A 24,159-nucleotide genomic window follows, 5' to 3' on the forward strand; every position below is an offset into this window, starting at 1 on the left:
AAGCTTTTTCCATCAGGGAGAAAAAAACAAATATTTGGAGGTAGAATGGTTACGCAAATATTCAAACAATTTTGCTCTCCAAATACTTTTTTTTAGATAGTTTTCTATATCCCTGAATTTCCTATCCTCTACCCCCTGCCTTTCCCCGACTTCACTACCTATATAAATAAAAATTTCTACAAATTATTCCTAATAGAATTGATAATATCTTCGGGAGATTTTACAGCATCTATATCTATTATTATCCCTTCTTCTGGTTCTTCAAGATCGTCAAATTGACTTCTTAACATTTCAACTTTCATAAAATGATTTTCTCGTTCCTTTAGTCTTTGGGCAAACAAATCAAAAGACCCTTTTAAGTAGACAAGTTTAATATTTTGTGAGTCTTTTATCAGTAGATGACGATAAGCTTTTTTCAGAGCAGAACAGGCTAATATAATATTTTTATTATTCTCTAACCATTGCTCAATTGCATTTCTCATTTCTACTAACCAAGGAATTCGGTCTGCATCATTTAAAGGATTACCACTACTCATTTTTTTTATATTAGCTTGGGAGTGAAAAGAATCAGCGTCATAAAATTCATAACCTAGAGATTTTGCTAATAATTTTCCAATAGTAGATTTACCAGAACCAGAAACTCCCATTATGATAATAATCATTGTATTAATTCTCAAAAGTTCTTAAATATTAAAATGGCAATAGAAATAGAACGTAAGTTTTTAGTTAAAGGCAACGGGTGGCGTAATCAAGCTGTTGGAAAAGTTTATCGTCAAGGTTATATGTCTACGGAAGATGGTATAACATTAAGGGCAAGAATTGCGGGGGACCAAGGCTATTTAACTATTAAAGGACCTTCTGTGGGTAATTCACGGTCAGAATATGAGTATTCTATTCCAGTTGAAGATGCTCAAGAAATGTTGAATACTTTGTGTAATTCGCCCTTAATTGAAAAGGTTAGATATAAGGTTTCTCATGGTAATTTTATTTGGGAAGTTGATGAGTTTGCTGGAGATAATCAAGGTTTAATTGTGGCTGAAGTTGAACTTTATAATGAAAATCAAGAAGTTGAATTGCCAGATTGGATAGGAGAAGAAGTATCTCACGATAAGAGATATACTAATTCTAATTTATCGAAAAATCCTTGGAAAAATTGGTCTTCAATAATTAATAATTAGGGTTTGCTGAATAAGTCTTTTAGTAGAGGTAGGAGACAGGAGACAGGAGACAGGAGACAGGAGAAATGGGAATTTACAGGAGGTAGGAGCTAAGTTTTGTCCCTCAATTTTTCTGTGCCTGATTTGCCTAAAATGCTAACTTTTTGAACGTTTTAGACTAAAATAAGCGCACCCCTTGGGAATCTCAGAAGGATAAAATCTTTATCTGTCAATGCTTTGATAGTTAATCAGCAAACTCTAATTATGATGATTTATGACGCGAGCAAGATGCTCTAATTGTCAAACATCAACTTGGCAGTTGCTATATATTATTTTCTTTAGGTAGAGACCAGGGCAAACGCATCTTATTTTGAATTTCTTATATCATGTCCGGTAGCATCGGTATTGTATAGAGCAAGGTAAGGAAGAAGCAAGAAGGAAGAAGGAAGAAGCTTTAAGAGAAGGAAAAACCTTATATGGCGCTAGATATTTCCCCAACTTTATACACAAACGATACCAACGGACATGATATTACAGGGTAAAGATGCCAGACTTTTGAATATTTATACTTATTACTCCTCTAAAGCTTAACGGCAGAAGTTTCCAGAATTTAGATGCGTTTGCCCTGAGGTAGAGACTACTAAGTTGGTATTTTTTTCAACTATAGCGCCTGGGTTATTAGATTTTAGATAGATTTTCTGTGTAGTGATCGCTCTGATGTAGATGGTAGATTGATGATTTTTCAACTATAGCGCCTGGGTTATTAGATTGTAGATAAGTTTTTTGTGGGGTTCGCTCTGATGTAGATGGTAGATTGATGATTTTTCAACTATAGCGCCTGGGTTATTAGATTTTAGATAGATTTTCTGTGTAGCGATCGCTCTGATGTAGATGGTAGATTGATGATTTTTCAACTATAGCGCCTGGGTTATTAGATTGTAGATAAGTTTTTTGTGGGGTTCGCTCTAGTATGAATGGTAGATTAATGATTTTTTCAACTATAGCGCCTGGGTTATTAGATTGTAGATAAGTTTTTTGTGGGGTTCGCTCTGATGTAAATGGTAGATTGATGATTTTTCAACTATAGCGCCTGGGTTATTAGATTGTAGATAAGTTTTTTGTGGGGTTCGCTCTGATGTAGATGGTAGATTGATGATTTTTCAACTATAGCGCCTGGGTTATTAGATTTTAGATAGGTTTTTTGTGGGGTTCGCTCTGATGTAGATGGTAGATTGATGATTTTTCAACTATAGCGCCTGGGTTATTAGATTTTAGATAGGTTTTTTTGTGTAGCGATCGCTCTGATGTAAATGGTAGATTGATGATTTTTCAACTATAGCGCCTGGGTTATTAGATTTTAGATAGGTTTTTTTGTGTAGCGATCGCTCTGATGTAAATGGTAGATTGATGATTTTTTTAACTATAGCGCCTTAGTTATGAGATTAAAGTATCATAAACTTTTGTGATCTTAGCAATATGAAAGTAGCCAGGAGTCAAAATTAATTAATGCTGTAGTTGGTAAATTTCCACTAATCAAATATCAATCAATATTAGATTTACTGGAAAAATTTAAACAATATATTCATTTATTTCTACATACATAATTCAATTATGACTCCTGACTCCTAAATTTTTTATTGATAAACTGGCAACAAATTTACATAAATTCTCGTGGGTCGGTAACATATCCAGTCAGTGCGGAAGCTGCTGCTGTATAAGGAGAAGCTAAATAAACTTGTGCCTGTTTATTCCCCATTCGACCAGGGAAATTACGATTAGTTGTAGACACACAAATTTCTGGTTCATTTAATCGTCCGAATGTATCTTTTGGTCCGCCTAAACAAGCAGCACAAGAGGGAGCAGCAGGTTCAATACAACCAGCATCTAAAAATATTTCTGAGAGGGTTTTTCCATCATGTTTTAAGTTAAATAAATCCTCATAAACTTTCTGGGTTGCTGGTACTAAATAGGTGGGAACTTTCACCTGATTACCTTTAATAAGTTTAGCTGCATTAAGAAAGTCAGAAGTTTTTCCACCTGTACAAGAACCAATATAAACTCGGTCAATTTTGACATCTTTACAGTTACGAGCAAGTTCCTTATTATCTGGAGAATGAGGTTTAGCTACGACTGGTTCTAATTTTGTCACATCGTAGGAGCGATCGCTATAAAATGTCGCATTTTCATCTGTCTGAAATGACTCAAATGTTTTATCTGTTCGACCTTGCAAATATTTAAAAGTAGTTTCATCGGCAGCGATAACTCCATTTTTACCGCCTGCTTCAATGACCATATTGCAGAGGGTCATTCGTTCTTCCATTGTCATCTGTTTCACCGTCTCTCCTGCAAATTCCATTGTTCTATAAGTAGCACCGGAAACAGAAATATCTCCAATAATTTGCAGTATTAAATCTTTTGCTAATAAATAGTCCGGCATTTCTCCATTCAAGACAAATCGCATAGTTGCTGGAACTTTTACTAACAGTTTCCCAGTTCCTAAAATAAAAGCAGCGTCGGTATTGCCTATACCTGTGGCAAATTGTCCAAAAGCACCTGCATTACAAGTATGGGAGTCTGTGCCAAATAAAACTTCCCCTGGACGGGTGTGCCCTTCTTGGGCGAGAGCAACGTGGCAAACTCCTTTGTAGTCTGGGTTAGCTTTGAAGTCTGAGCGATCGATAATGTCGTAAAAGTATTTGATGTTTTGTTCTTGGGCAAAGTCTCGCAAGATATCTACATTACGGTTAGCTCGTTTGTCGGCGGTGAAAATATAGTGGTCTGGGATAAGAACGATTTTTTCCCGGTCCCAAACTTGGGCTTTTTCGCCAAATTCTTTTTTAAAGATGCCAATAGTACCAGGACCACACACATCATGGGTCATTAGAACATCTACGTTAATCCAAATATTTTCTCCTGGGGTAACGGTAGATTTTCCTGATGCTTTGGCCAGGATTTTTTCAACCATAGTCATTGCCATAAATGCTTCCTCTACTGGTGATAATTTAATTAGTTTACAAATGTATTTTAGACAACCTCATATTGCTTCGGGCAAAGTCATTTCAGTTATCAGTTATCAGTACCTCATGGAATAGGGAGGCAAGAAAATACTGAAGTTGATTTTCTCTTGGTCGATTGGATATGGCGAGGAAACCCGTTCTTACAGACCCGCTCCGCTAACGCCATCCCTCGACCGCTTTTTCATCCCCTTAAAAGGGGAGACTATTGACCTTACTTTTTGGTCAAGGGCGAGGAGGTCATTCTGAGAGTGCGTCAAAATGTCAGAAAGACTCTAGAAAGTAAGCAAAAAATCAAAATTTAAAATTTAAAATTTACAACATTCTACTCTTGACTTCTGATTTCAAAATTGGTTGATTTTTGTGATTTTGAAAGCTAAACATGATACAAAAACAGTCAAATCAATTATTTTAGCGATCGCCTAATCATCAAAACATATTAAAAGATAGTTGTTGTAGGATATGGATGAATGTCCTAACCTAATTTGTGTAGTGCCATAACATTTTTAATTAAGGACTTGGAAGTAGGAAAAAAAATATACTTGTATACTTGAGCAGTAAATATGAAAATCATTTTGCCTATCTATTTAACCTGACCATAAAATATATAATTAATTGTACTTAATTACTTATCACGCCAAGTTGAATAATTGAGCATAAGGGAAAGGAAGCTAAAGTAAGAATAAGACAGGATAAGTTTTTTTTCACGCCAGGAAAACGGAGTTTTATCGTGCTATTAAGCTTACTGATAACTGATAACTGAAATGACATGGGAAATTATAGTACGGTTAATTTTACTTGTGACCATAATTAACTGTAAGAGTTGGCTTTAACAGTATTGAAAGTTGCTGATGATTATGATGATAAAATTGTGGAAAGTTGGGGAGGTAAACGAGGATTAGATATTTCACCTCAATAGTCTATAAATTTATTAGTAATTTTAGTATTAATTACCGAATAATTAATAATTAAATAATTCTGGTTTAAAGCCGACCCTTTGAAGGGAAAAAAAAGAAATAATATTTCCTTATATTCAATTCCGTAACGGTTTTAACCAGAGGCAATTATCAATTATCCATTATCAATTAATGAAAATGACTTTAACTAATTTAGAAATTTTTGAGCAATTAGATGAACTGGTAAAAGATTTACTATGGATGAGTGAATCTGATTATCCTTTTGAAGTTTTTATTTGGGAATTTGGAGAGGAAATTTCATTAAATAATGAAATTGTTTTGAAAATTACTAAACATTCTTTAGAGACTACAGTTAAAGTAATAGAATTTGAAGTTTTTTTTAGATTGGTAATTAGAGAAAAAGATTGGCATAACGCAGAAGAATATGAAGTGGTAAGGAAATATCAAAAACTTGTCAGTATGATGAAACAATATTTGAGTGATTTAAAGGTTTATAAGGTGGGTGAGGTGAGAAAAGATGTTTATATAGTTGGTAAGACAAATACAGGAGATTATGCAGGTATAGCTACAGTTTCTATTGAAACTTGAATAGGGAAATATTTTTACCATTTTTGTTTATTCCCTGTTGCCTTCTTTAGTTTAACAACTTATCTGGAAACTATATAATATATACTTGAAAATTTTGGTAGTGGTAAAGTAATAATTTTACAGCTTACCTCCTGACAATGGAAAGGATTCATTAATCAATATCCTTACATATTTAGGACTACCAAATTTTTTAATTTACAAACTACAACCTACTAGCTTATTCAAGTCAATTTTGAACCTATTAATTTTAACTTATCTACTGCCGATCAACTCTATTTTCAATTACATCTTGAATTTCTTTAGGAACTTTTGAAAGAAAATCATAACCAGTAGCTGCTTCAATTTTATCGACTGAAACTCGGTAAGCTTTCCAGTCACTTCTAATCCGATTTGAATTAGGCATATCCACTGTAATTACTCTAGTATTTTTATCAACTCCCCTCAAACCAGAACCAGGTTTTACCACTACTATAATTTTCCATGTACGGCTAGGAATAGTTACTTTACCTTTGGCAAGAGTTGCTTTTTTTCTGTATCCTCCAGCAATAATATAAAGTTCATTTCCTTGTTGTACAAGTTCCCGAGAATATTGTTCTAATTCCCGCCAAGTTTCACGATTATTATCTGGACTCTGGGGAATTATATTTGTCATTAAAAATGTGGCTGAATTATCTTCTTCATTAGCTGTACGGTCTGCTGAAGGAATTAAATGTCCTCGGTCATAACCAGTATTTCGATAATCACTAGGTCTGACCTGATACCAGTCTTCAGGTAAACTATCATCAGGGCGAAAATCATCCTGTCTTTCTACATTTCCTAACCAAGATTTATTCAGTTGCCAACTTACCCAATTTGCTGTTCCTTTATCCCGGTTATATGACAATACATATTGAGGTTTTTCTAGTAAATAATTATCTGTATTTTCAATAGAAGTTGTGGCATTACTTGGATTTCCTAGAGTTATATGAACTTTAGGAGAAGGTTTTAACAGTAGAGAACATCCACTGGCAAGTGTAAGTACAAGTATTATGATTAAAGTAGTAAGTTTTTTTGATGAAATTAACATTTGTTTGGTCGATCGATAAAAAGTTTTTTTCTGAAGTATAGAATAGCAATCTTAATTTGAGTTTTGAGATATTCTAGACTTTTAAGGAATAGATAATATGGGGATATAAAAAACTGCAGCAATCAAATTGTCGTGAATTATTTTGGATTATCATAGTCTTATTAAAAGTAAAAATATGACTTATTTAGAGTTAAAATTATTATTGTCTAATTAAAACTGGAAGTAATGAATCTAGAAAAAGCAATAGCTAAGAAGTAAGCAGACAAATCTATTCTATTAAAAAAATCACCAACTGAAGCCAGATGCTGGAAATACTGAAGTTTACTTTTTTATCCCCTTGAAAGTGGAGACTCTATTTTTTGGTCGTAGAGGAATTGTATGAAAAATCTCTACATTGCTGTTAATTAATGTTATACCAATTTGATAAATATTAGCTACAAATAAATGGGTTATTTTTGAGGAGTTAGGTAGGGGAGGTGTCGGATTGGCGACGTACATAATTAATAGTTTTTATACCATTTATTAGGTCGGAATTTATCTTTTTAGTCCAAGGTAAATCTCCGATAAAGTCTTTTAATTGCCCCTATTATTCGTAACATTCTTTTTTCATGCTTGGTATTACTTGATATTAGGCGATCGGATAAATATTTCAATTAAAATATTATTTTACTATGGCAAGGGTTGGTAATAAAAGAAAATAATTCATAACTTTGTTAATCTTAAATATCTCCAGGAGGCAAAAGCAATAGTATCTTAATTTGGGGCGTTGCTGAAGGGCGTGTATGATATTAACCTTAATTACTTAGGAGTCAGGAGTCAGGAGGGAAGAAAGAAGAAGAAAGAGGAATAGAAGGAGAGACGTTGCATATTTGTGGGATGAATTGTATGCTTGGGCAAAAAATAAGTATGAAGTATTAAGGATGAGATTTTCCTGTTCAAAAAAGATTCATCCCTTGATTCAGCAACGCCTAATTTGGAAGTATCAATTTAGGAAAACTAGGGTTTGTCGCAAATCTCAAAAATTAACTCTTAAATTTTGAATGTAGCTAAAAATTACTAAACTATTATTTGGAGTAATGTGATTGGGAGAATATTAATAGTAGTGTTTTTCTGTACCATTCTATTGCTAATTCTTCCCCGCAGTCTCTAACTAAATAATCAAATCCTGGTGCAGAGTTCGCTTCAATTAACCAGAGTTTATTATTTGTATCTAGAGCTATATCTAATCCCGTATATTTTAATTCACAATTTTGAAATATGGGTTTACAGAAATATTGTATTTGTTCTAAAAAATCTATATCCAATATAATCTTAGCTTTTGCTCCTTCCCAATGTAGTCTACTTAAATTTCCGACAAATTTTGCTCCAGTAATACTCTTCTCATATACACAATGTAAATCACCTTCTAGAAACAAAGCTCTAAATTCTTTCTGAATCTGAATATATTCTTGACTAATAGCAATATAATCGTATTTGTAATTGCTTAAATCATAAATTGTATCAAGGGAGTTTATGACTTGACTTCTATCATTACACTTAAATACATTTCTTCCCTTTGAGCCTTTGTTTTTTTTCAATACAACAGGATAGTCAAAGTTTTGCTCAATATTATTTGCTATTTATTCTACATTAGAATCTTTCACATAACTAGAATATAACTCATTACAATTAGGATTTAAGTAACCCTTTGTTTTCGGCATATTAATATAGGATTAAAATATTGATAAAAGTATTCTTTGTCACAGAATAAATGAGTAACTGATGATGAGTTTAGTAGTATTGCCCAATTCACAAATACATGAGATTTACCTTGATTTTTGAGAACTACTAAGTTTCCAGATTTATGTATAATTTCATATTCATAGCCTAGATGATTACAGGCTTTAATCAACATTGAAATGTTTTGGTTAATAATTGAAGAAGGGAAAAGGCAGAAAAGAAAATTGCTTATGGATAGTATTCGACACGCCACTTCGTGTCTACAAACTCCAAACAATTTTAAACAACCCCGTTGACGGTGGGGTATTAAACCTACAAAATAAAATATCAATTAATTAATCAATATAAAACACCCTAATTAATAAATTCCGCCATACCTAAATAGCGAATTTCTTGGGGAGTAGTTTCAAATCTACAGGGCAAAATTTCTACCCCTTCTTTAACAGCTTCTCTCAAGAGTTCAGCATAATCAGGGTCAGCAACATCTCCAGGTGCAAACTGATAACAATCTCCACGATTTATAAAAAATAAACATACTGCTCTTTCCCCTTTTTTAACTACTTCAATTAATTCTCGTAAATGCTTTTGCCCTCTTTCTGTAACTGTATCTGGAAATAAAGCAATTCGTTGATTTGCCCAAGTCGTATTTTTTACCTCAAGATAAATATTTTGACTATCGCTAATTAACTTAAAATCTACCCTACTTTTTTTGTCTTTTCCATAAACAACTTCTGGTTTAACTTCACAATAATCTCCCAATTCAGGAAATAAGTATTCTGCCAAAGCTAACTTAATAATTCGATTAGGTAAAGCCGTATTAATTCCTACCCAAGTCGGTTCATTATCTGTTACTTGAATTAATTCCCAAGTATAAGCCAACTTTCGTTTAGGGTTATTACTATGAGAAACCATCACAGGACTACCAGGGTTAGAAACTCCAGTCATCGGGCCTGTATTTGCACAGTGAGCAGTAATAATTTCCCCAGATTTTAACTCTATATCTGCCAGAAATCTTTTATAACGTTTAATCAAAATCCCAGGCTCAAGAGTAGGATAATTATAGGAGAATTTGGGTGGATTATTCATAATTATTTGACAAGAAACGATGTGACTTTTAAATTAGTTGAAAAAAAGTTGATTAAAATCGAACTGTCAAATTACTTTGAAAATAAAACCAATAGGTTATTGACAATATTTCTTAGACTTGAGTAAAATAATAATTATAGACTTTGATGATATTTTATAAGTTTAACATGACTTTAACACAAACAATTGGTCAATTGCTAAAAAATCCTACTCGCCTACCTAAAAATGTTATCTGGCGTTTTCCTAAATCAAAATCTCATCAAAGACATATATTTGTTTTTGGCGCTCCTAGAACTGGAACTACTCTCATGAAATTAATACTAGGAGTACATCCAAATTTAACCGGTCCTGGTTATGAAACAGGTATATTTATGTATAAAGAATTATTTAGTATACCATTTTCTGAAATTACTAAATCAGAAATAGAAGATATTCAGAAACAATCGCAAGATATTGTAGATTATTTTGACAGATTGGCTGAATGTACTTTAAAAAAAGTTGGCGGAACAAGATTTATTGAAAAAACACCACCCCATGTATTGAGAATAGATTTTTTAGCAAAATATTTTCCTAATGCACAGTTTATCAATATGTATCGGGATGGTCGAGATTGTTATTGTTCAGCTCGTAATCATGTAAACGTAGTTCAAGGAAAAAGCATTGAAAGATATGCTAAATATTGGAAAAAGTGTGTAGATGCTAGGCTAAACCAAGGAAATCATCCAAATATTTTAGATGTTAAGTATGAAGAATTAACCTTAGACCCAGAAACAGTAATTAAGCAAACCATGAATTTTCTGGGAGAAGATTATCATCCTAGCCAATTAGACCCAAATCAATATTCTCAAAATACAATTACTAACAGCAAAAGACCAGAATTTTCTCAACTATCTAAACCAATTAATAGTTCCAGAATAAATAGATATAAACAAGAATTAACTTCAGAGCAAATAGATAAGTTTAATCAAATTGCCGGAAATCAACTCAAGCAAATTGGATATGAAGTTTAATCTCAAGAAAATTCAGCTAATGCAGGAACAATATTTTTCCCAAAAAATATGTTCCTTTTCTGATTACAATCTTCAAGATAGAATTGAGTTAATTGTTATTCACTAATACCAATTCCCAAAAATAATTCTATACTTCATTAAGACTTCAGTTATTAAGCGATAATAATGGTTCAGTAATGTTTGTAACGATTCTTGGCATTGATCTAAGATATGTTATGTCTTTGAACCCTACTCCCTACTCCCTACTCCCAAGGAGATGTAGCAAGACTTTTGATATCTGGTATAAAACATTGGTCAAGTTAGTCTTAAAAATAATATTTTTTCAAATTAATTGAAATACCTGAGATTAGAAGCTAAAGAAGGATAAGACAGGAGAAAGTTTTTTTTTCACGTCAGCAAAACGGAGTTTGATCGTGCTATTAAGCTGACATAGGACATGATAGTATAATTAATTTACTTGTGACTATAATTAACTGTAAGAGTTGGCTTTAGTAGCACCTAACTTCCCTCAGTCAACCTTAGTATCTAATTTATAATTATTAGGAAATAAAACTTTAGCGATCGCTTTAGCAGTTCTTCCTTCTCGCCATAACCAGTGATTATCTTGCCCTTTTTCTCGAATATGAATTATACCCTCATCTATAAGATTACTAATTTTATTAAAATCGGAAAAGGTCGAACCGATTTTTTCCGGCCAATTAACTTGATGTTTAATAACAGGATAATCAGAAGCAATAATATAGCATCCACAAGAAGCTGCATCACTAATTACTCCACTGGTTCGGTAGTAATAGCGGTCTTTTTCATAATGAATTACTAAAATATCTATTTCAGTTAAAATCTGGATATATTCTTCTTGTGTAGTAGTGTCATAAAGAGTGACATTTAGTTGGTCTAAATAATCTGGTTTTTGACCAAAAGGCGTTCCAATTACAAATTCACATTGATACTCTGAAGATTTAACATACTCTTGTAATTTATCAATTATCTCAGTAATTGGTTTCTCTGAGCGAATCATTCCCACAACACCAATTTTAATCGGAACATTAGAAGGTAATCTTTCTCCTGGTAAAAATTTAGGTTTAGCTTCACTAATAATAGGATGAGGAATTATATATTTAGATTTATCTGGTAATCTCAATTTTTCGGGAAGCACATCATCATCTACTTCAAAAGTAACAACTTTGAGTTTTTTAAATAGGTTTAAATAAGCTTTTAAATAAAGTAGCCCCAAAAATTTAATTTTGCTAGTTATGGCAAATTGCTGATTGCCATGTAAGCCGATTAAAACTTCTTTTCCTCGTAATGCCATGATGGCAAGTAAAGGCATAAAAAATAACAAATGTTGATTATAAACCTCGAAAATAAAAATAGTATCAACATCAGAAAATTTGAAGGATCTTAGAGCCATAGCAAGGTGACGATACTGACGACGAAGTTGTAAACCTACTGAGTAGTTATTAATTGATTGAGTCAAATTTATAAACCACTGAGGCAAAGAAGTTTCTAAAGAAAGAAATCCAATTTTTCCAGAGTCAATATATTCTTCTAGAAGCAAAAAATCTTTGAGTCCATTGTGCATTAATTTCATAATTTTATTCGCTGCTATCTATTGGATAAATTTTGATTTAGGATTTGACAGTAGATGTGAGATACATTAAATTTTCGTCAAATTATACTAGCTATAATTTCGGAAATAAACTTAAATAAAATAACCTCAATTATTTAGGAATGAGACTATACTCCCAAACTAATGCCAGATTGTGTTTATAAATATAGAGATACATTAGGGAGTATAGTTTATCTTTTTAACCTTCCATTTTTCTTGATATCAAATTAAGTTGAAATTTCCCTTCAGCTACAAAAAAATCAGATAATGGAAGTAAAATTTGCTTGGGAAAGTTCTTTAACTTCATCAAGTTTACTTATAACTTGTTCGTGTAAACTTTGTCTTTGAGCGATTAATTTATGGACTAATTCTACTAGGTCATTTTGATTGGGGACAAATAATTTTTTCGGTTCAATAAATAAAGGTTCAAGATTAAAATGTTGGTAAAGACCTTCAAATTTTCCCTGATAAGTAATACAAGCAATTGGTGTACCCTGTCCTAAACAAGCTATGCCTAAATGCATCCTGCCAGTAAGTACACAATCTATATGTTTAACTATTCCTTTAATTTCTCTAGTCAAACAGGGAAAAGGAATTTTAAAACAGGATGAAGCAACTTCAGGAGGTAGATTTTCTATTACTTTTTTTGATAAAATATCATCATTAAATTCATTGATTTTACGGCGGTCGTGAGGTAAAAAAATAAAACTTAATTGTTGATTATCTTGGTGTAATTTTGTTATAGTTTCAGCTAAAACTTGAACCAAATCATCGGCGGTGATTCCCTCTAAATTTTTCAATAGTAGGATATGAATATTTATTCCCAAAATAATCTTATTTTGACTTTTCTGAGTATTAACCCATTCCAATACTTTAGCTAGTTTATCCGACTGTTCAGCAGGTTTTAATAAAAAACCTAAATCTGCTACTAAATTAACAGGGTGATAAATTGAATCAATTAATCTTTGATATGAAATTTTATCTCTTGCATTCAGCCCAACACTTGATGGTAATGCACTGAGTAATTGTTTGGAAATATTTGTTGGTTGACGATTACAACTGAAACCTAAGATTCCTGTTGAGCAACCCATAAATGAGGCTATTTCTGCAATTTTGACAGTTTTAAAAGTATAATAATTAGAATAATATCCATCCATCACATCTGCACCCAGAGCATAAAATCTTTCATATTGGTTAACTTTCCAACCTGCATATAGAAAAGAGGTAATAAATTTATACCAGGTTTGATATATAAAGAAGTTTCTCAGACGTATATTCTCAATTACATCAACTGGATATGTCTCCTTATTAGTATGCTCTATAAGACTAATATTTTCTATTCCTTGTTTCCTTAGATAGTCTATTGAAGCGCAAACCATTGCTTCATCTCCTAGACTACCAGGAGCAGCAGGTGGTAGAATAATAGCAGAATTAGGAAGACGGCGAACAAAACCAAATATACGAATAATCCACAGCAATAAAGCATAAGTGGAAATTAATAAAGAAGATATTGGCAAAAAAATAGTAAGCAATAAATCACTCATAATAACTCTCGAAAATAATTGTCTTAAATATTATCTTAGGTATGAACAAGGTTCAGAAATAGTTTAATAAATTATGTGAATTATGTATATTTTGTCTAATTATTCCCAATTATAAATACTTCCTTGAGAGGTTTTCAGGGAGAATGTGCAATCTTAAATTATTCAGGTAAAGGGTATTAAATTTGTTTGAGTGCAGATTTTATTACTTGGAGATTACCACCTGAATAAACGTTTAAAATCAGAATAAAAATTGACAAGTAATATCCAACCCTTAATATTTTTAATAATCCATAAGCCGATGAGACTATCATTTAAAGAATCATACACTTTTTTGATAATTTGCTCTTGTTTTTTCATCATCAAGTTAACTCCTAAATAGAAAGAACCCAAAAAAACAAATCTCCGGTTTCCTACCCCTGAATACTGAATCTTGATTAAACTTATTTAAACAACATTACTATATTGTACTCGTGTCTGAATCAGAATCACAAAAAACTTCTCGTTCCCTAGCAGGAATAGCAGGTATCGTAGCAGTAGCCACATTAATAAGTAAAATATTTGGCCTAGTACGTCAACAAGCGATCGCCGCCGCGTTTGGAGTAGGTCCCGCAGTAGACGCCTATAATTACGCCTACGTCATCCCTGGCTTTTTATTAGTCCTATTAGGAGGAATAAACGGACCATTTCATAGTGCCATAGTAAGCGTCTTAGCAAAGCGTGATAAGTCCGAAGCTGCTCCACTAATAGAAACCATCACAACCTTAGTCGGTGGAGTCCTGTTATTAGTAACAATTGGTCTAATTATTTTTGCCCATCCATTAATTGACCTAGTAGCACCAGGTTTAAGCCAAACAACAACAGGTCTAGAAATTCGAGAAATTGCCATCCAACAATTCCAAATTATGGCTCCAATGGCATTATTAGCAGGATTAATAGGTATTGGTTTTGGTGCCCTTAATGCCGCGGATATGTATTGGCTACCCTCTATTAGTCCACTATTTTCTAGCGTCGCTTTAATAGGAGGAATTTTTATCCTAGCCCTACAATTAGGGGAAGAAATTATTCAACCAGAAAATGCCATGAGAGGAGGCTTAATTTTAGCTTGGGGTACCCTCATCGGAGCAATATTACAATGGTTAATTCAAGTTCCCGCATTGTGGCGAGCAGGTTTAGGAAAATTACGATTAAGATTTAATTTTAGACATCCAGGAGTACAACAAATTACCAAAGTAATGATACCCGCAACCTTATCTTCTGGAATGTTACATATTAATGTTTATACAGATTTATTTTTTGCTTCTTATATTCCCCAAGCTGCTGCTTCATTAGCTTATTCTGGTTTATTAGTACAGACTCCTTTGGGAATTATTTCCAATGTAATTTTAGTTCCATTTTTACCAATATTTTCTCGATTAGCTGCACCGGAAAATTGGCAAGATTTAAAATATCGCATTCGGCAAGCTTTAGTATTAACAGGAATTACAATGTTGCCTTTAAGTGCAATTATGGTGATGTTAGCTTTGCCGATTGTGAGGGTAGTTTATGAACGTTATGCTTTCGATCTATCAGCCTCAAAATTTGTCGCTTCTGTATTGATGGCTTATGCAGTAGGAATGTTTGTTTATTTAGGAAGGGATGTTTTAGTCAGAGTTTTTTATGCTTTGGGAGATGGAGAAACTCCTTTTAAAGTGAGTGTGTTTAATATTTTTCTGAATGCTCTGTTAGATTATTTGTTAATTAATGCTTTTGGCGCTCCTGGTTTGGTATTGGCAACGGTGGGAGTAAATTTAATTTCAATGGTAATTTTTCTCTGGTTATTAGATAGGAAACTCGGAGGTTTACCTTGGGGAGAATGGTTGAGACTTTTTGCAATTTTAATTGTTGGAACTTTGGCGACAGGTTTAGTTTGTTGGAGCGTGCTTTGGGGTTGTCAGTTAGTGTTGGGAAGTGAGGGATTTTTTGTGCAGTTATTGGAACTTGGTTTAGCAAGTTTTTCGGGGTTAGGTATCTTTGGTTTGATAGTAATGAAAATGAATTTGCCAGAAGTAGATATTTTTGTTGGTCGAATTAGACAGAAATTGGGAATTTGATTTGCCATCCTGGTAGCTTTTATCTTTTTTCTCAACTAACAAAGCGATCGCTAGTTCAAGTATTACCTGTAAGTCAAAAGTCAAAAGCTAAAGGTATTTTGAACTAATATTTCCCCTATCTCCATATAATTAGAAAATTGCTCATCTCCCCTCCGGTTCGTAGGCGCTTCAGAAAATGCAAAGAAGATTTCCCCTATCTCCAATAATTAGAAAATTGCTCATCTCCCCTCCGGTTCGTAGGCGCTTCAGAAAATGTAAATAAGATTTCCCCTATCTCCATATAATTAGAAAATTGCTCATCTCCCCTCCGGTTCGTAGGCGCTTCAGAAAATGCAAATAAGATTTCCCCTATCTCCATATAATTAGAAAATTGCTCATCTCCCCTCCGGTTCGTAGGCGCTCAAGAAAATGCAAATAAGATTTCCCCTATCTCCATATAATTAGAAAATTGCTCATCTCCCCTCCGGTTCGTAGGCGCTCAAGAAAATGCAAATAAGATTTCCCCTATCTCCATATAATTAGAAAATTGCTCATCTCCCCTCCGGTTCGTAGGCGCTCAAGAAAATGCAAATAAGATTTCCCCTATCTCCATATAATTAGAAAATTGCTCATCTCCCCTCCGGTTCGTAGGTGCTTCAGAAAATGTAAATAAGATTTCCCCTATCTCCAATAATTAGAAAATTGCTCATCTCCCCTCCGGTTCGTAGGCGCTTCAGAAAATGTAAATAAGATTTCCCCTATCTCCATATAATTAGAAAATTGCTCATCTCCCCTTCGGTTCGTAGGCGCTTCAGAAAATGTAAAGAAGATTTACCCTATCCCCAATAATTAGAAAATTGCTCATCTCCCCTCCGGTTCGTAGGCGCTTCAGAAAATGCAAAGAAGATTTCCCCTATCCCCATATAATTAGAAAATTGCTCATCTCCCCTCCGGTTCGTAGGCGCTTCAGAAAATGCAAAGAAGATTTCCCCTATCCCCAATAATTAGAAAATTGCTCATCTCCCCTTCGGTTCGTAGGCGCTTCAGAAAATGCAAAGAAGATTTCCCCTATCCCCAATAATTAGAAAATTGCTCATCTCCCCTTCGGTTCGTAGGCGCTCAAGAAAATGCAAAAGCGTATAGAGATGAAATTTGAAGTAAGCATTCAGCGGTAAACTTTCAGTCGAAAGGTATTGACTTATTACTTTTGACAAAGGAATTAATATTGAAACTTTTACTTTGAGAGCAGTTCTCATATTAATGATATAAAGTATTTTTTCTTTCCTATTGGTACTTAGACATTTTCTGGCAGAAAAAATACCTTAATTTCAGTCTAGGTAAGGGAATTATATCATGTCCGGTAGCATCGGTTTTTTGTGTAATTCTCACTATTCCCTAATCTCTACTCCCTATCCTCTAAATTTAAAAGAGCAGACATATTTCCATCAGCTAATAAAACCAGATAAATATCGTTATTTGTCACAACAACCTTTTCAACCTCAATTGTTTTAACTTCAATATTTGCATCAATTTCCGAAGGCAACTTTATCTTCTGGATATACTCATTAGCTTCATCTTTAGCTCGATTCAATTCTTTATCTAAAGGAAAAGAAAGACGTTCTTCAATTTGCTTCAGCAAAACAGGTTTCAAAAGCGAATCTGCTGTTGATAATAAAGCATTTTTTGTATCAACATCATAATCCAGTTCAACCACTTTCAGATTATTAGACTCTTGATCATAAAAAATCTTACCCCAAAGATATAATATTCCTTTTGCTCCCTCAAGCAAATTTCCTTTATCAGTCTTAAAATCAACCTGAACAAGAACTTTTTCACCTAATGCAGACAAATTAATTTCATTAACAATGAATTTCAGATTTTCATCAATAGACAAAGATTTACCACTAACTTTAGATTGAAGAGTATTATTCAATTCATCAAGGGAAACTTGTACGGGCAAATTAATTAAAAACTTATCTATTATCTGCTCTTGAAAAGTCAGATTAGGCAACGGCTTCAAATTAATAACAGGAGCTTCTTTACATATACAAGTATCGACAAACATCTTAATAGCAATTCCAGACTGAACATTTTCACCATCACTCAAATCAAACTCTTTAAAACTAACACTTTGTGGTTCAGTTTTAATCCAAATTGAAGGGTCTTGATTTACCTTTTCTGACAAATGCAAATTATTCCATTGTTTAGTTACTTCGGCTTTGAGGTTTAAATTTTCAACAAGTTCTGCGATTAATTTAGGCTTCTCTTTATTAATAGCTTTATCCACCTGTTTTTTCAGAAGACTACGAATATTAATAGTGCCAACATTTTTTATTGGTACATCTGCTTTAGTTAAATTAGTCGATACATTTAGATTCGGTTGAATATTCCATTCATTATCTATTCCTAAAGAAAGATCGCCAAAAATTTCACCTGCAATATTTGTCCGCGCACTAACTGGTATTTTAGTAAAACCTAAATTAACTTTACCTTTTATTCTTGCAGTTCCTGATATTGGTACTGAAAAAGTTATCCGATTATTTTGAGTGCCAATACTGAAGTCTTTGCGATTAATTTCGTAGGTAAGCTTATCATTAGAGAGCAAATCTGTAGGGTCAGCTTCTGTACCCACAAATGTCGGAGGAATATTCAAATTTAATGCCTTCTGAATATTAACCAAAGGAATTTTTGCAGGTAGATTTAATATACTTTCACTACGTTCAGGTTTTAATGTATTCAGTGATGCTAACTCCGGTATTTTAGGTTTAATATTTATTTCTTTAACAGCTGCTCTCGAAGAAAAAATAATAATTATAATTGGTACGAATATCATTAAAATTAAAAATTTTATTATTCGTGGAAGAGTGAATATTTTCATTGATTTTATTTGCATAAACTTGAAATATTTAAACTCTATTTTCCCTCTCACTCAAGTAATAAGTCGTGGGTTTGACAAATTGGGAAAATATGAGCATGATTTTTATCATTCCCGGCTCCCTTTTCCTTTCCTGTTTAATGTAACTGTAAGCATTCAGCCGTCAGCTATCAGCTATCAGCTTCCAAGACATATCTACATTTCGTGCTATAGAATTGTATAGGTTCACAACTCAAATTCGTTGTTCTTGTACTTCAATAATAATCTGGTTAAAAATGTAATAGAAGTTAAAATAACCCTTGTTTCATTCATTTTTATTGCTGTTAACGCAGTTCCTCCGCAGGAGGCTAGCTGACTGCTAATAGCTGAATGCTTACATGTAACTATATTCTTTGAGTAGGCAATAAAATCACAAATAAAAATAGATTAACAGTAAGGATTTAACCATCAGCTAGCCTTTTACAAAGGAAATGCTCGATCGGCTATAAGCTATGAGTTATAAACTCATTATCTTAGCAAAAGGAAGTAGTCTCCAAGAAATGAAATATGAATGAAATTGGTCATCAGCTAATCTTAGTAAGTTATTAAGTTCAAAAGCTAAAACCTGAATGCTCACAATTAACATTTGACAAAACAGAATTTTTCTGAATAGAATATTATCCTTCCTGGTTGAATATTGACTAAGAACCAAAAGTATTCTGAGTGCAAAAAACTCAGCAAGTCAACTATAAGCTATGAGTTATAAACTCATTATCTTAGCAAAAGGAAGTAGTCTCCAAGAAATGAAATATGAATGAAATTGGTCATCAGCTAATCTTAGTAAGTTATTAAGTTCAAAAGCTAAAACCTGAATGCTCACGATTAACATTTGACAAAACAGAATTTTTCTGAATAGAATATTATCCTTCCTGGTTGAATATTGACTAAGAACCAAAAGTATTCTGAGTGCAAAAAACTCAGCAAGTCAACTTATCTGAAGTATGTAGAGAAAATTGTCTAAAATTATGTCAAAAGAAACATTCGACTTTGTCATCCCCCTTTACAAAGTGCGTTGGAATACCCAAGCTGTTGTAGAAGGAATTACTTACCACTACAAACCTCGAAGTATCCACATAATAGCTCCAGAAAGTGAGGCACAATTATTAGAACAGAAAGTTAAGGAATGGCAAGTTGCTCCAGTCTATACCCACAAGGAAGAATACTTTTTTCAAAATAATGGTCTGACAAAAGAAGCAATTTGTTCAGAACTTGATTTAGGTAAATCACTTTATAATCCTGGTTGGTTTTATCAGCAGTTATTAAAACTTGGTGCTTATGAAGGTATTGATAACCTAAGCGAATGGTTTGTTGTTTGGGATAGCGACCTACTTCCTGTTAATACTTGGCAACTCATAAGTAGTCATCAAGAAACTACACAACACAAATTTGCACTTCTGCAACACAATCAATATGGTAATCCTCATATTGTATCAAAGTGGGCTGAATGGATTACCTCGGTACTTGGGGTTGAGCCACTTACAGACCATGAAGGTACATTTATTCCCCATCATATGTGGTTCAAACAAGAACATCTAAAATCATTTAAAAACCAAATAAAAAGCTATTTTCAATCAGACGAAAACTGGTTATTATTGATGATGCGCTCTGCTAATCAATTTGAAACCTTTAGTGAATATTGGTCTTACATTTCATGGGTAGCAGCAAAAGCTCCTGCTGACCTAGCTTTTTATCCATACGAAAATTATGGAGCTACAACTGAGCGATTTTTTGATGATGGTACTGGTCTATTTTCTGCTGCACTGAGAAGTTATCAGTCGAGAATATTTTCCACTGAAATTAATAGTTACCAATCAATAATACCCAACCCAGCTATCTTTTCTCCTTCATATATAGATATAGAATCTTTTATTCGAGAAAAATACGAACCAGATGCGCTTCCCTCCTCTTTATCTTTTGAAAGTAGTCCGCGACATCTCAAGAAAGATAGAAAAAATACCCATATCGAAGAGCAACGTTCTCAATGGAACCCGCGCAAATTTCAATCTGACCTATACTTAAATTTAGGCTGCGGAGCGAGACATCTAGATGGTTATATCAATGTAGACAAGTTTGGAGATCCTGACATTAGATTAGATTTAGAAACATTTCCTTGGCCGTGGGAAGATAATAGCGTGGCAGAAATTGAAATGAGTCATGTATTAGAACATCTGGGACAACAGACAGAAATCTATCTGAAAATTATTCAGGAAATATACAGAATATGTAAACCAGGGGCAAAGGTGAATATCAAAGTTCCCCACCATCGCCACGATAACCTCCTACACGACCCTACTCATGTACGTCCAATTACACCCTATGGTTTAAGTATGTTTTCCCAAAAACTAAACAAAGAGCGACAGGAAAAAGGGTATCCTACTACACCACTGGGTATATATTTAGGTGTAAATTTTGATTTGATAGAAGTTCGCTATATTCCTAGTCAACTTTGGTATGAACATGAACAAGATCGGATTGACGATACAGAATATCTTCTCCAACAAAGTTCTCTATACAATAATCTTGTCCAAGAATTAGACATGACATTAGTGGCAATAAAATAGTGAAGGAAAAAAGAATCCTTTCTAGATCCTAATTCCTACTCCTTTGACTACTCCCCGGACTCAAGTCACGGGGATTCTAAGCAGATACTACGCAACAGGATAAATCCGTGTTGCTCCGTTTCTTCTGAGCTGACCAAAGATACACTCTCTGGGGACAAGTCAAAGTGCCCCTACACAGTTGGCTTAAGTTTAACCCTAGCTTTCTGCTTACTTTTGTGATTATATTTGCAGCTCCATTACAGTCTGCATTAACACACCAATTATTACCTGTTCTATACAAACCACGCTCTATTCTTTTTCCTGACGGTTTCCAATCATTGGGTTTTTCACCATAATTAGGTAGATAGTCACCATCTAAAAACGAAGCAATACTTGTATAACTTTCTTCAGTTTCTATCAATATTATTCCATATTCATCGCACAACTGAGCTATTCTTTCTTTGAGTCTAGCTGTCGGAATTGGTACAAATTCTGAATTACTTTTTTTTCCTAATTTGATTTCATTTTTCTGACCTTTATTCCAACCAAAAACTATTGTACCAATAGATTTTTTTAAACAATGATTAATGACTATTCTAGCTGCTTTGTTAATACCGTCACGCATTTGGCGGTTACGCTTTTCTGTAATGGCAGCTAGTCTATTTGACCAAAATCCTTGAGGCTGATTTTCTTTAATAATTGATACTTGTTTGTTGTACCAACGATTCATTGATTTGAGATGTTTACCATCTACAACCCGCGCTAGTGCCTACATTAGATACACAGGTCAACCAATTATTTACACCATGGTCTATTCCTAATACATAGTCTTGATTTAATTGAGGTTTAACTATGATTTCTTTTGCATAGATAAATTCCCAATAAAAACATCTGTTTCTCGGTAATATTCTCAGTTCTTTGAGAGTAAAAAATTCTAGATTACTCGGCATTGGAATTAAAAAGCTATCTACTCCAAACCAGCGCTTACAGGTATTACCTAGTGGTATTCTAATTTGATTATCTTTAAGTTTTAATGCTTGCTTGGGGTAACTAACTGTAGCCATTCCCCCTTTTTTTCTATAGTTAGGAATCCTTGGTTTGTCTGAGATTTTTCCTTCACTGTAGGCAATAATAAGACCATAATAAGACCTAAATGATTCCGCTACAGTTCTCAATATTTGTTGTGCTGCTTGGGAATGTAAAACTTTATAGTGATTGTTCTTTTTGTATACCTTTTCTAAGTCATACTTGCCAATGCCTTTTTGAGACTTAAAATATAGTTGCCTGGCATAATATATTCCCATGTTAGTGAGCTTGTGAGACTGTTCACAAATAAATGTTAAGATAGCAATTAATTCAGAATTTTTATTTACTAAAACTTGCTGACAAGAGTACATTGGAAACGGGCAGACCGAAAAGTTATTGTTGATCATACTAACAGAGAACAACTAAAGTTGTCTAGTCCAAACGACTACCTTCAACGTGGCTTTTCGGTAAAATAAAATACGTAAGGATTAAAATCCGACTCCTCGCCTTTCATCCATCGCTTAAAAGACGATGGCTTTCATGCTCCTGTGTTATTTAGGTAAAATCATACTTTTATTCAGCAACGCCCATTTTTTGGTCTCTCTACTTATGAGAAATATTGGCACATTAATTGTCTCAATATCAAACATTTGTAGAGGTCCCCCTAGAATAACAAGAACTAGAATTTTTGTCTCCAGTATTGCTGAGGAATTAACAAACAAATTGCAACTATTAAAATTAATCCTTCCAAAATAAATATTAAACTTATTCCCATTTTTTCAATCAGACTACCAGTAAAAGTAAACCCAAGAATTCCTCCAACTCGGAGTGCAGTTCTAAACAAAGAAATAGCTCTTCCCAAAAAATCTGGAGCAACTAAATTTGTGACTAGAGCAGAACTAGGACCCAAAGCAACATAAGACAAGAAAGATATTCCACAAGCAGCCAAATAAAATTGCCATAGAGATACTGCACTTGCAAGGGAAAAAATACCCAATGCACCTATTAAATAACATGAAATTAATATTGGTTTGTGACCAAATTTATCGCTCATCCAACCACTGAGAGGGGAGAATAAAAAAGAAATACTAGCACTGAAACCCGCCACAAAAGAAATATGTCTCAACAGAAAACCTTGCTGGTTCATAGCCAAAGAAATACCTAAATTACCACCAAAAGAAACTAACCCCATCATTAGAGTAGCTATCAACATCAATAAAAATTCTTTCGACCATTTTTTTGTTGACTGTTCGGTTATTGTTTCTGGCAAAGGAGTATTAGAGAGAGGTTTATTCTCTAAAAATAATTCCGATAAAGCAAAAAAGCAGGAAAACAAACAAACAAATTTAAACATGGTTGAATAACCCCATAGATCGGCAATAGGACCAAATGTTAAACCTGCCAATAAACCAGCCAAAGCTGCTACAACAGAAAATATGCCAAATACTTTTCCTCTTTCTTTTGGCACGCTTAATAAACCTACTAGAGTAATATTAAGATTAATACCAATACCGAGATAAAAACACCAAACAATACTTGTCAATGTAGCTAGTTGCCAAATATTATTAACTTGACCTATTAACCAGATAGCCGGAATACTAACTACGGTACTAGCAATAAGCAATATTTTTTTATTTCCCAGTTTATCTCCTAACCAACCACCCAAAAAATTCCCAGTAATTAAAGCAATTTGCAAAAAAGACATATAGTAACCTACTAATTGGGAATTAGCATCTAAATATATTGCATATACTGGTAATAGAGGAGATAAACCTCTAGCTACCATAGCTACCGCAAGTCGATGTAAACCAAGGGCTAAAATTTGTTTTTTCTTCATCTTAAAGCTATAAAATTGAGCATTTTTTTTACTATCGAAAAATTAACTTATTAAGGTCATTCA

The 24,159-nt window shown here is 33.5% G+C and carries 19 protein-coding genes; 6 read left to right on the forward strand and 13 right to left on the reverse strand.

Annotated features, from left to right (window positions below):
* Window positions 1-176: 176 nt before the first annotated feature.
* Complete coding sequence (locus tag F6K18_RS26345) at window positions 177-662, reverse strand: gluconokinase (protein WP_287525238.1); 486 nt, start codon at window positions 660-662, stop codon at window positions 177-179.
* Between the two features lie 33 nt (window positions 663-695).
* Here F6K18_RS26345 and F6K18_RS26350 point away from each other — a divergent pair, with 33 nt between their 5' ends.
* Window positions 696-1,178, forward strand: coding sequence for a CYTH domain-containing protein (locus F6K18_RS26350; RefSeq protein ID WP_287525239.1), 483 nt, complete (start codon window positions 696-698; stop codon window positions 1,176-1,178).
* A gap of 725 nt (window positions 1,179-1,903) precedes the next feature.
* Here F6K18_RS26350 and F6K18_RS26355 read toward each other — a convergent pair.
* Both F6K18_RS26355 and F6K18_RS26360 read right to left on the reverse strand, forming a co-directional pair.
* Window positions 1,904-2,071 carry a hypothetical protein gene (locus F6K18_RS26355; protein ID WP_287525240.1) on the reverse strand — a complete coding sequence of 56 codons (168 nt, stop codon included), beginning with the start codon at window positions 2,069-2,071 and terminating at the stop codon, window positions 1,904-1,906.
* 743 nt (window positions 2,072-2,814) lie between these two features.
* Window positions 2,815-4,134: a 3-isopropylmalate dehydratase large subunit gene (locus F6K18_RS26360; RefSeq protein WP_287525241.1), complete on the reverse strand. Its 1,320-nt coding sequence runs from the start codon at window positions 4,132-4,134 to the stop codon at window positions 2,815-2,817.
* Between the two features lie 1,125 nt (window positions 4,135-5,259).
* On the opposite strand from F6K18_RS26360, the gene F6K18_RS26365 reads away from it, so the two are divergent.
* A complete protein-coding gene (locus F6K18_RS26365; protein ID WP_287525242.1) occupies window positions 5,260-5,676 on the forward strand; it encodes a nuclease A inhibitor family protein in 417 nt (138 codons plus the stop codon).
* A gap of 256 nt (window positions 5,677-5,932) precedes the next feature.
* On the opposite strand, the gene F6K18_RS26370 is transcribed toward F6K18_RS26365, so the two are convergent.
* The 3 genes from F6K18_RS26370 to F6K18_RS26380 form a co-directional block, all read right to left on the reverse strand.
* Complete coding sequence (locus tag F6K18_RS26370) at window positions 5,933-6,742, reverse strand: DNA/RNA non-specific endonuclease (RefSeq protein WP_287525243.1); 810 nt, start codon at window positions 6,740-6,742, stop codon at window positions 5,933-5,935.
* A 1,064-nt stretch (window positions 6,743-7,806) separates the two neighbouring features.
* The gene (locus F6K18_RS26375) at window positions 7,807-8,361 is read right to left on the reverse strand and encodes a YheC/YheD family protein (RefSeq protein ID WP_353735180.1); all 555 of its coding nucleotides are present in this window, start codon (window positions 8,359-8,361) and stop codon (window positions 7,807-7,809) included.
* Between the two features lie 56 nt (window positions 8,362-8,417).
* Entirely contained in the window at window positions 8,418-8,636 is a 219-nt protein-coding gene (locus F6K18_RS26380) for a hypothetical protein (RefSeq protein WP_287525244.1), read from the reverse strand.
* Between the two features lie 20 nt (window positions 8,637-8,656).
* Between F6K18_RS26380 and F6K18_RS26385 the strand changes: the two genes are divergently transcribed.
* A complete protein-coding gene (locus F6K18_RS26385; protein WP_287525245.1) occupies window positions 8,657-8,800 on the forward strand; it encodes a hypothetical protein in 144 nt (47 codons plus the stop codon).
* A 15-nt stretch (window positions 8,801-8,815) separates the two neighbouring features.
* Here F6K18_RS26385 and sfsA read toward each other — a convergent pair whose 3' ends face one another.
* Window positions 8,816-9,547, reverse strand: coding sequence for a DNA/RNA nuclease SfsA (gene sfsA, locus F6K18_RS26390; protein ID WP_287525246.1), 732 nt, complete (start codon window positions 9,545-9,547; stop codon window positions 8,816-8,818).
* 167 nt (window positions 9,548-9,714) lie between these two features.
* Here sfsA and F6K18_RS26395 point away from each other — a divergent pair, with 167 nt between their 5' ends.
* Window positions 9,715-10,557, forward strand: coding sequence for a sulfotransferase (locus F6K18_RS26395; RefSeq protein WP_287525247.1), 843 nt, complete (start codon window positions 9,715-9,717; stop codon window positions 10,555-10,557).
* Between the two features lie 508 nt (window positions 10,558-11,065).
* Here the strand turns inward: F6K18_RS26395 and F6K18_RS26400 are convergent.
* Entirely contained in the window at window positions 11,066-12,148 is a 1,083-nt protein-coding gene (locus tag F6K18_RS26400; RefSeq protein ID WP_287525248.1) for a glycosyltransferase family 1 protein, read from the reverse strand.
* Window positions 12,149-12,426: 278 nt separating this feature from the next.
* A complete protein-coding gene (locus F6K18_RS26405) occupies window positions 12,427-13,710 on the reverse strand; it encodes a polysaccharide pyruvyl transferase family protein (protein ID WP_287525249.1) in 1,284 nt (427 codons plus the stop codon).
* Between the two features lie 470 nt (window positions 13,711-14,180).
* Here F6K18_RS26405 and murJ point away from each other — a divergent pair, with 470 nt between their 5' ends.
* Window positions 14,181-15,800 carry a murein biosynthesis integral membrane protein MurJ gene (murJ, locus tag F6K18_RS26410; protein ID WP_287525250.1) on the forward strand — a complete coding sequence of 540 codons (1,620 nt, stop codon included), beginning with the start codon at window positions 14,181-14,183 and terminating at the stop codon, window positions 15,798-15,800.
* A gap of 1,381 nt (window positions 15,801-17,181) precedes the next feature.
* Here the strand turns inward: murJ and F6K18_RS26415 are convergent.
* A complete protein-coding gene (locus F6K18_RS26415) occupies window positions 17,182-18,657 on the reverse strand; it encodes a DUF4403 family protein (protein ID WP_287525251.1) in 1,476 nt (491 codons plus the stop codon).
* A gap of 1,001 nt (window positions 18,658-19,658) precedes the next feature.
* On the opposite strand from F6K18_RS26415, the gene F6K18_RS26420 reads away from it, so the two are divergent.
* The gene (locus F6K18_RS26420; RefSeq protein WP_287525252.1) at window positions 19,659-21,254 is read left to right on the forward strand and encodes a DUF6492 family protein; all 1,596 of its coding nucleotides are present in this window, start codon (window positions 19,659-19,661) and stop codon (window positions 21,252-21,254) included.
* 76 nt (window positions 21,255-21,330) lie between these two features.
* On the opposite strand, the gene F6K18_RS26425 is transcribed toward F6K18_RS26420, so the two are convergent.
* The 3 genes from F6K18_RS26425 to F6K18_RS26435 all read right to left on the reverse strand — a co-directional run bounded on the left by F6K18_RS26425 (window position 21,331) and on the right by F6K18_RS26435 (window position 24,096).
* Complete coding sequence (locus F6K18_RS26425; protein WP_287525253.1) at window positions 21,331-21,963, reverse strand: transposase; 633 nt, start codon at window positions 21,961-21,963, stop codon at window positions 21,331-21,333.
* A 13-nt stretch (window positions 21,964-21,976) separates the two neighbouring features.
* Window positions 21,977-22,630: a transposase gene (locus tag F6K18_RS26430; protein WP_287525254.1), complete on the reverse strand. Its 654-nt coding sequence runs from the start codon at window positions 22,628-22,630 to the stop codon at window positions 21,977-21,979.
* Window positions 22,631-22,938: 308 nt separating this feature from the next.
* Window positions 22,939-24,096 (reverse strand): MFS transporter, encoded by a 1,158-nt coding sequence (locus F6K18_RS26435; RefSeq protein WP_287525255.1) that lies wholly within the window; start codon window positions 24,094-24,096, stop codon window positions 22,939-22,941.
* Window positions 24,097-24,159: the final 63 nt, after the last annotated feature.

The sequence above is a fragment of the Okeania sp. SIO2C2 genome (assembly GCF_010692625.1).
Taxonomy (GTDB): Bacteria; Cyanobacteriota; Cyanobacteriia; order Cyanobacteriales; family Microcoleaceae; genus Okeania; species Okeania hirsuta.

Excerpts from the sequence above, each read along its gene's own strand:
- F6K18_RS26345 (WP_287525238.1), bottom strand. The coding sequence starts at position 662 with ATGATTATTATCATAATGGGAGTTTCTGGTTCTGGTAAATCTACTATT.
- F6K18_RS26350 (WP_287525239.1), top strand. The coding sequence starts at position 696 with ATGGCAATAGAAATAGAACGTAAGTTTTTAGTTAAAGGCAACGGGTGG.
- F6K18_RS26360 (WP_287525241.1), bottom strand. The coding sequence starts at position 4,134 with ATGGCAATGACTATGGTTGAAAAAATCCTGGCCAAAGCATCAGGAAAA.
- F6K18_RS26365 (WP_287525242.1), top strand. The coding sequence starts at position 5,260 with ATGAAAATGACTTTAACTAATTTAGAAATTTTTGAGCAATTAGATGAA.
- F6K18_RS26370 (WP_287525243.1), bottom strand. The coding sequence starts at position 6,742 with ATGTTAATTTCATCAAAAAAACTTACTACTTTAATCATAATACTTGTA.
- F6K18_RS26380 (WP_287525244.1), bottom strand. The coding sequence starts at position 8,636 with ATGTTGATTAAAGCCTGTAATCATCTAGGCTATGAATATGAAATTATA.
- sfsA (WP_287525246.1), bottom strand. The coding sequence starts at position 9,547 with ATGAATAATCCACCCAAATTCTCCTATAATTATCCTACTCTTGAGCCT.
- F6K18_RS26395 (WP_287525247.1), top strand. The coding sequence starts at position 9,715 with ATGACTTTAACACAAACAATTGGTCAATTGCTAAAAAATCCTACTCGC.
- F6K18_RS26400 (WP_287525248.1), bottom strand. The coding sequence starts at position 12,148 with ATGAAATTAATGCACAATGGACTCAAAGATTTTTTGCTTCTAGAAGAA.
- F6K18_RS26405 (WP_287525249.1), bottom strand. The coding sequence starts at position 13,710 with ATGAGTGATTTATTGCTTACTATTTTTTTGCCAATATCTTCTTTATTA.
- F6K18_RS26415 (WP_287525251.1), bottom strand. The coding sequence starts at position 18,657 with ATGAAAATATTCACTCTTCCACGAATAATAAAATTTTTAATTTTAATG.
- F6K18_RS26420 (WP_287525252.1), top strand. The coding sequence starts at position 19,659 with ATGTCAAAAGAAACATTCGACTTTGTCATCCCCCTTTACAAAGTGCGT.
- F6K18_RS26425 (WP_287525253.1), bottom strand. The coding sequence starts at position 21,963 with ATGAATCGTTGGTACAACAAACAAGTATCAATTATTAAAGAAAATCAG.
- F6K18_RS26430 (WP_287525254.1), bottom strand. The coding sequence starts at position 22,630 with ATGTACTCTTGTCAGCAAGTTTTAGTAAATAAAAATTCTGAATTAATT.
- F6K18_RS26435 (WP_287525255.1), bottom strand. The coding sequence starts at position 24,096 with ATGAAGAAAAAACAAATTTTAGCCCTTGGTTTACATCGACTTGCGGTA.